Raw genomic sequence first — 6653 nt, forward strand, 5'->3', positions numbered from 1 at the left:
GGTTCGGTTGGTATATTTTGGAGCTGACCATGAAACTAAAAATCGTTGAAAACTGGCGTAAAGGCTGGCGGTGGTTTTCGGTGTGGGCATTTACACTCATTGTATTTTTTGCGACCACGCCCATTCCCCCAGAGATTGTAGAGCTACTACCAAAACCGCTTGCCGATAATTTGGTGGCATTTGTGGCGGTGTGTGGTCTGATACTGCGGTTTGTCAGTCAAAGCAAGCCAAGCAGGGACGGACATGGGCGAGAGTATCGCACCCAAGCAGACGACCAAGACGATACAGGAGGTGTGCCATGACCGACCTAATCGACCGTGCCACCGCCCAATCCGAGCAAATCTTAGCCATACAAATCAAGCACGCCCAACGCCATGCCACGCCCAATGACATCACCGAGTGCATAGACTGTGGCGAGCCAATCGGCAAGGTGCGAAAGCAAGCCCTGCCCCATGCCGTGCGGTGTGTTGGCTGTCAGTGGACGCATGAGCGGACGCATGAGACAGGAGGCAGACGATGAGCGATACCTATGTTGTCTTGACGATTAGCATTGTGGCGACCATTGTCCAAGCCATATTTTGGCGGTGGGTTGCCACATTGTCATCAAGTCAAGACGAAAATCGGCTACAAATTAGCACCTTAAAATCAGAAGTTAGTGATTTGCGTGCCGAGATGTACCGAAATTACCAATCAAAAAGCGACGCGCATATTGACAATCAGCGTATCTTAGATAGCCTTAGCGACCTAAAAGCCGACGTCAAAGAGCTGGGGCATAAACTAGACAAAAAGGCAGACAAATGAGCAGACAAGACAGCGACAATCAGCAAGCGATTTTGCAATCATTAGATGAAATCAAAGCCCAAAATGGTGAGATTGTTGCCAAAATTGACAACTTGGAGCAGAACATTACCAAAAAAGCAACGGTAGCGGGGGCGGTGGCAGGTGCTGTAACAGGCAGTATTACAGGTGGTATCATCAATGTTGGCATGGAGTTTATCCGAATCAAATTAGGTGGTTAAGGTGGCTTATGGCATATAGTAAAGACAAAATCAATGAAGTGCGAAAAAGCTATGTGTTTGAACGCCTATCTTTGGATAAATGTGCAGAGCTACACAAGGTCAGCTACCCTACCGTACAACGCTGGAAAAACCAAGCCAAGCTAAATGGCGATGACTGGGATAAAGTGCGAACAGCACACACGTTGGCAGGTGGCGAGATTGAGGATATGGGGCGAGAGATTTTAACGGATTTTGTCATTGAGTACAAAAGCACAATGACTATCTTGCGTGAAGACGAAAGCCTATCATCTGCTCAAAGAGTGGCTTTTTTAACAAGTCTGGCAGACAGTTTTAACAAGGTTGTCTCTGCCAACAAAAAAATTCTACCACAAGTATCACAGTTGGCGGTTGCTCTAAAAACGGTGGAATTATTTGGCACTCATGTCAAAGATAATAAACCTGAGTTATTACAAGAGTTTATTGCCATGCTTGAACCTTTTGGCGAAACATTGCAACAAGAATTTGGCTAATTAGAGAGTAATAAATGTACCAAGCACTTGCTTTTTCAATATTGACTATCTGCACTACAATACTTGAAATCAAAGGCTTTAAAACGTCTGGGCTTTGGATTTTGATTGTTGTTTGGGCGGTATTTGGGAGCTTTAAATGATGAAAGCCAAACAGTTTTTGACTGAATTAAAAGCCCTGCAATCCGCTCTCACGGCTCAAATCCAAGCAATGACGCATGACTGGGACGACAGCCCCAAGGCGATTGCCGACCGCCGTGCTAGGGTATTTAATCCGATTGGGGGTTATGAGTATTTTGTACGGACTTATTTTCCACACTATATCCGAAACCCTGATAAATCAAAACTGCATGAATACTTGTTTGAGGTGTTGCCCGCCATGGCTTTTAATGAACAAAGCCAAAAGCAAGCCATTGCCGCCCCACGAGCCGAAGCTAAAAGCACCATTGTGAGCAAGCTATATCCCATTTGGCGGACGGTCATTGGTAAACTGCGTTATGCTCTCATTGCCATGGACTCTATCCGCCAAGCCTACACCATTTTGACCGCCATTAAAGCGGAGCTTGAAAGCAATATCCGCCTAAAAACGGACTTTCCAGAAGTATTTGGCGTTGGCGTAAAATGGCAAGAGGGCGAGATTATCACCAAAAACAACGTCAAAATAGAAGTGGCAGGCTCAGGACAACGTTTGCGTGGTTTGACCCATGGGGCGTACCGTCCAGATTTGGTTATTTTAGATGATATTGAAAATGACAAAAACGTATTAAAAGCGGAGCAACGAGACAAAACCCAAGACTGGATACGCCAAACCATTGAACCTTTGGGCGTGGCTGGCGAAAAAATGGATATTGTCTATATTGGCACGATTTTGCATTATGACAGCGTACTAAACCGCACATTAAACAGCCCAGAATGGGTGTCGGCACGCTTTAAAGCCATTATCCAAATGCCTGAAAACATGGCACTGTGGGACGAATGGGAGGCTTTATATCTTGCCAAACAGTTAGATGAAGCCATGGCGTTTTATCAAATGCACAAAAAGCAAATGGATAAAGGGGCGGTAGTGTCGTGGTCAGCTCGTCCAATCTTGACGATGATGACAATCCGTGCCAATAACCGCAAAGCCTTTGACTCAGAATATCAAAATGACCCAACGGCGGGCGATGACGCACCTTTTGCCAAAGCGATAAGCTACTGGCATGAATTGCCTGATAATCTGATTTATTTTGGGGCGGTAGACCCGTCACTCGGCAAGGCAGGGGCAAGCCGAGACCCGTCTGCGATTGTCGTGGCGGGACTAGAACGAGCCACGGGTAAGGTGTATGTCGTGGTGGCGGACATTAAAAAACGCCTGCCCGACCGTATCATCAGTGATGTTATCCATTATCAAAGGCAATATGGGTGCGTCAAATGGGCGGTGGAAGCGGTACAGTTTCAAGAGTTTTTTAGAACCGAGCTTGTGCGTAGAAGTGCGGAGAGTGGTGTGCCTGTCCCTGCAATGCCTGTCAAACCCACTTCGGATAAACTGCTTAGAATTGAAACCCTGCAACCTTATATGGCAAATGGGCTATTACTGCTACATACTTCCCAAAGCACGCTGATAGACCAGTTTCGCCATTTCCCCAAAGCTGACCACGATGATGGGGCGGACGCTGTGGAGATGGTGTATAAGCTGGCAACAGGCTTTAAACGCCAAGCGACCGCCCAACCGATTGACATTCCCGAACCTAGCCAGTTTGGGAGTATGAGTTTTGGTAGTGGTTTTGGCTATTATCAATAACATTTAAATAAGGTTTAAAGGGGCTTTAAATGATTGTGTTGCAAGATTTAATAGACAGATTTGGCGAAGAAGAGATTATCAATATTTCCGACCACAAACGGTCACAGGTCATTGATGAAGTGGTGGTTAATCAAGCCATTAAAGATGCACTTGGTGAAGTGGAAAGTAAGTTAAATAGCACGGGGTTGGTGTTTCGTGATGATGGAGGTGTTTTGGGGTATCGTGTGGATGGTGTGGTAATGCCCACGCCTGATGGCTTGATATTAAAGGCGTGCGATATTGCCCGTTATTATCTGTATGAAAATGGCGTAACCAAGATTGTCCAAGACCGCTATGACTACGCAATCAAGTGGTTAAACGAAGTCAAAGACGACCCAGCAATGCTAACAGGCAAAAAAGACGATGGCAACGCAGACAACCACACCAAAACTGGCATTGTCGTTATGCCCAACGAAGTGCCAAGTATGTGGCGATAAGGAGGTGTTATGACCAGTATTACGATAACAGGGCTTGATGAACTTGGCATTGCACACAGTCAAATTGCCAAACTGTACCAAAAGTTAAATGGCGATTTAACGCCCCTAATGCAAGCCATTGGTGGGGTGATTGAAAGTAGCACCACCGAACGCTTTATTACCAAGCAATCGCCAAATGGCGACTATTGGGCAAATTTACTGCCCAACACGATAGTAAGAAAAACTAACGCTAGTGGCAATAATGGTGGCATCTTGGTAGAAAGTGGTGATTTAATGCGGTCTATTACCTATTATGCCGATAAAGACAGCGTAACCATTGGCACTTCTGAACACTACGGCGTCTATCATCAATTTGGGGCGAAAAAGAGAAATGGCGAAGAGATGCCCGCCCGCCCCTTTTTGGGGCTGTCCAATGAAGACAAACAAGACATTTATACAATGATTAACGATTATTTAGCGAGCTGATGATGACAAATCCACTCCATACCGACTTTCTAGCCTTTTTGCCAGCCGTCATTGAACGCTTAAACACCGTCAATGAGATTAAAAAAGTCTTTACCGCCAATGACTTATCCGACCTAAACGAAGCCAAAACCAACACCAACCGCATTGATGGCTGTGTGTATGTTGTCTTGGACAGCTTTGCCCCTGCAAGCGAAGCAAGCAAAGGCAAAAATCAAGCAATGGACATCACATTTAGCGTGATTCTTGCCAAACAATATTACAACAAAACAGGGGTTGGCGATGTTGGGGCAACTTTGACCGCTATTGCCAAAGCTCTTATCGGCTATGAGCCAACCGATGGGCAAGGGCAATATTTAACCCTAAACCCTATTTATTTAGATAAAGGGGCGGGCGTGCTTTATCAACAAGGGTTTGCCCTTTATCCTTTACGCTTTAAAACCCAAAGCGTAAAGGATAAAACAATGTTTAATTTCTTTAAAAAATCCAAAACCACCGAAGTCCAAAAAGAGTCAAAGCTGGACAAAAAATCCTTAATGACCCCCCTTGACACCGCCATTCACGCTTTTGACAATGAAACCTATGACGACAATCTAAACCGCTTGATTGCCGAGACGGGCAAATCTCGCACCGAAATTCTTAACATCATCTTAAATGATGATGAAGTAGAAGGTTGTCGTGATGACATTGAAAGTGCCATTAAAGCGATGCCATTCATTGTGTGGGGTGATGAACTTGATGAAAACACCCAAAACGAACTGATTAAAATCATCACACCGCACATCAAAACTTTTGCTGAATTGGCAGTTTTGGCAAAGTTTAACGGACACGCCATCGCCGAATATGTCTATAAACAAGACGACAAGGGGCGACTGGTGATTGACAAAGTCTTAAACCGTGTTGATGACCTTGACAATTACCGATTTTTGCGGGACGGGCGGATTATTTTTAATCATTTGGGTATTGAGACTGCCATTAACACCGAAGTGAAAAATTTGGTCTTGACCCACCGTGCCACCCCCGCTCGCCCAATGGGGCAGATGACCGTGATTAAGGCTTATCCGTCTGTCTTGTTACGCAATAAGTCTTGGGCGTATTTGGGGCAATTTATTGTCCGCTATGCTCAGCCTTATATCGTGGGCAAGCAATCCGAGTTTGATTTTAATAATAAATTTGTCAGTGCCTTGTACCGCTTTGTATCAGGTGGAGCGACCACGATTGACAAAGACAGCGAAATCCAAATCCACCAATTACAAAATAACGGACAAGCCTTTGAGATGGCGGAGCAAATGTCCAACCGCCGTATTCAAAAATTACTGCTTGGAAGGGTTAAAACTTCTGACCAAACACACGGCAGTCGTAGTGCCAACGAAACAGACGACAAGGCAAGGATTGACCGCATTGGCTCATACCTAGAACTTGCCAAAGAAGCAATCCAGCACGCCATTAACGCAATGCTTGCCGTCAATGCCCATTTTGGCACACCGCTTGTCAGTGGTGGACAAGTATGGTTTGAATGGAAAAATGAAAAGGCGGTAGATAAGACACGGGCGGAGCGGGACAAACTGTATCTTGATACGGGCAGGTTTGCCCTAACCAAAGATTATTACAAAGACATTCTAGGTTATGAGGAGCACCATTTTACAATCATTGAGCCTGCACCCCACACGCCAAAACAGGGGCAAGAGTTACCATTATCATTGCTATTATCTGATAGCGGTAAGGCAGGACATCGCCCCAAAGACGACCACAATCACAGCCACGATGATGAGCCATTAACCGAAAAACAACGCAAAATCGCCAATGCAAAGGGTGATATTATCCAATCGCTCCTTGATGACAGCACCGACTTTGCCGATTTTGAAAAGAAACTTGCGGTATTAAGTTTTGATAATGATGAATTTGTGGCAGAGCTTACCAAACAAGGAATGAGTGAATTTTTAAAAGGCTTGTCGGGGGTAGAAAATGACGGATAAAAAAGGCGTTAGCACAAGTTTTGAGCGATTACCCAATCGTGAAGCTGAAAAACACTTTGCCCAAAAATCGCTCATCACTTCGGCTGAATTTGCTGAGTTTAAGGCATACCAACACGCCTTAGCCTTTACCGTTGCAGGGCTTGCTGATAAAGATATGCTGGCAGAAGTGCATAAGGCAGTAAAGTCTGCGATTGACAATGGTACAAGTTTTAATGAGTTTAAAAAATCGTTAAAGCCTTTTTTGGTGTCAAAGGGCTGGCTTGCCCCTACGCTAACAGGCGACAAAGGGGCGGATAAAGAGATTTTAAAAGACTATGAAAGGCAGTTAAATCGGCGGTTAAAGACCATTTATACCAACCGAACCCAAAATATGCTACAATACCCCTATGGCATACTCAGATGATTTTAGACAACAAGTACTAAGGCAACTAAAT

General features: G+C 44.9%; 10 protein-coding genes. All 10 read left to right on the forward strand.

Annotated elements, in window-relative coordinates; translation table 11 throughout:
• Window positions 1-302 (forward strand): DUF7940 domain-containing protein (locus tag B5J93_RS13040; protein ID WP_476703359.1); only part of this gene is annotated, 302 nt, incomplete at its 5' end.
• The gene (locus B5J93_RS13045; protein WP_079326755.1) at window positions 299-520 is read left to right on the forward strand and encodes a TraR/DksA C4-type zinc finger protein; all 222 of its coding nucleotides are present in this window, start codon (window positions 299-301) and stop codon (window positions 518-520) included. The genes B5J93_RS13040 and B5J93_RS13045, both read left to right, overlap by 4 nt.
• Entirely contained in the window at window positions 517-801 is a 285-nt protein-coding gene (locus B5J93_RS13050) for a hypothetical protein (RefSeq protein ID WP_079326756.1), read from the forward strand. Before B5J93_RS13045 ends, B5J93_RS13050 begins: the two co-directional genes overlap by 4 nt.
• Window positions 798-1019, forward strand: coding sequence for a hypothetical protein (locus tag B5J93_RS13055; RefSeq protein ID WP_065256136.1), 222 nt, complete (start codon window positions 798-800; stop codon window positions 1017-1019). The genes B5J93_RS13050 and B5J93_RS13055 overlap by 4 nt, the downstream gene beginning before the upstream one ends.
• 8 nt (window positions 1020-1027) lie before the next feature.
• Window positions 1028-1528: a DUF1804 family protein gene (locus B5J93_RS13060; protein WP_079326757.1), complete on the forward strand. Its 501-nt coding sequence runs from the start codon at window positions 1028-1030 to the stop codon at window positions 1526-1528.
• Window positions 1529-1664: 136 nt separating this feature from the next.
• Window positions 1665-3305: a phage terminase large subunit gene (terL, locus tag B5J93_RS13065; RefSeq protein ID WP_228144951.1), complete on the forward strand. Its 1641-nt coding sequence runs from the start codon at window positions 1665-1667 to the stop codon at window positions 3303-3305.
• 29 nt (window positions 3306-3334) lie between these two features.
• Complete coding sequence (locus B5J93_RS13070) at window positions 3335-3781, forward strand: DUF1320 domain-containing protein (RefSeq protein WP_079326758.1); 447 nt, start codon at window positions 3335-3337, stop codon at window positions 3779-3781.
• Between the two features lie 9 nt (window positions 3782-3790).
• Window positions 3791-4246 (forward strand): phage virion morphogenesis protein, encoded by a 456-nt coding sequence (locus tag B5J93_RS13075; protein ID WP_079326759.1) that lies wholly within the window; start codon window positions 3791-3793, stop codon window positions 4244-4246.
• Window positions 4246-6219 carry a phage portal protein family protein gene (locus tag B5J93_RS13080; protein ID WP_079326760.1) on the forward strand — a complete coding sequence of 658 codons (1974 nt, stop codon included), beginning with the start codon at window positions 4246-4248 and terminating at the stop codon, window positions 6217-6219. Before B5J93_RS13075 ends, B5J93_RS13080 begins: the two co-directional genes overlap by 1 nt.
• Window positions 6209-6622, forward strand: coding sequence for a phage head morphogenesis protein (locus B5J93_RS13085; RefSeq protein WP_079326761.1), 414 nt, complete (start codon window positions 6209-6211; stop codon window positions 6620-6622). The genes B5J93_RS13080 and B5J93_RS13085 overlap by 11 nt, the downstream gene beginning before the upstream one ends.
• Window positions 6623-6653: the final 31 nt, after the last annotated feature.

Source organism: Moraxella equi (genome assembly GCF_002027555.1).
In the GTDB taxonomy this organism is placed as follows: Bacteria; Pseudomonadota; Gammaproteobacteria; order Pseudomonadales; family Moraxellaceae; genus Moraxella; species Moraxella equi.

What these genes read in the sequence shown, in the direction of transcription:
- B5J93_RS13045 (WP_079326755.1), top strand. Translation starts at nt 299, where the DNA reads ATGACCGACCTAATCGACCGTGCCACCGCCCAATCCGAGCAAATCTTA.
- B5J93_RS13050 (WP_079326756.1), top strand. Translation starts at nt 517, where the DNA reads ATGAGCGATACCTATGTTGTCTTGACGATTAGCATTGTGGCGACCATT.
- B5J93_RS13055 (WP_065256136.1), top strand. Translation starts at nt 798, where the DNA reads ATGAGCAGACAAGACAGCGACAATCAGCAAGCGATTTTGCAATCATTA.
- B5J93_RS13060 (WP_079326757.1), top strand. Translation starts at nt 1,028, where the DNA reads ATGGCATATAGTAAAGACAAAATCAATGAAGTGCGAAAAAGCTATGTG.
- terL (WP_228144951.1), top strand. Translation starts at nt 1,665, where the DNA reads ATGATGAAAGCCAAACAGTTTTTGACTGAATTAAAAGCCCTGCAATCC.
- B5J93_RS13070 (WP_079326758.1), top strand. Translation starts at nt 3,335, where the DNA reads ATGATTGTGTTGCAAGATTTAATAGACAGATTTGGCGAAGAAGAGATT.
- B5J93_RS13075 (WP_079326759.1), top strand. Translation starts at nt 3,791, where the DNA reads ATGACCAGTATTACGATAACAGGGCTTGATGAACTTGGCATTGCACAC.
- B5J93_RS13080 (WP_079326760.1), top strand. Translation starts at nt 4,246, where the DNA reads ATGATGACAAATCCACTCCATACCGACTTTCTAGCCTTTTTGCCAGCC.
- B5J93_RS13085 (WP_079326761.1), top strand. Translation starts at nt 6,209, where the DNA reads ATGACGGATAAAAAAGGCGTTAGCACAAGTTTTGAGCGATTACCCAAT.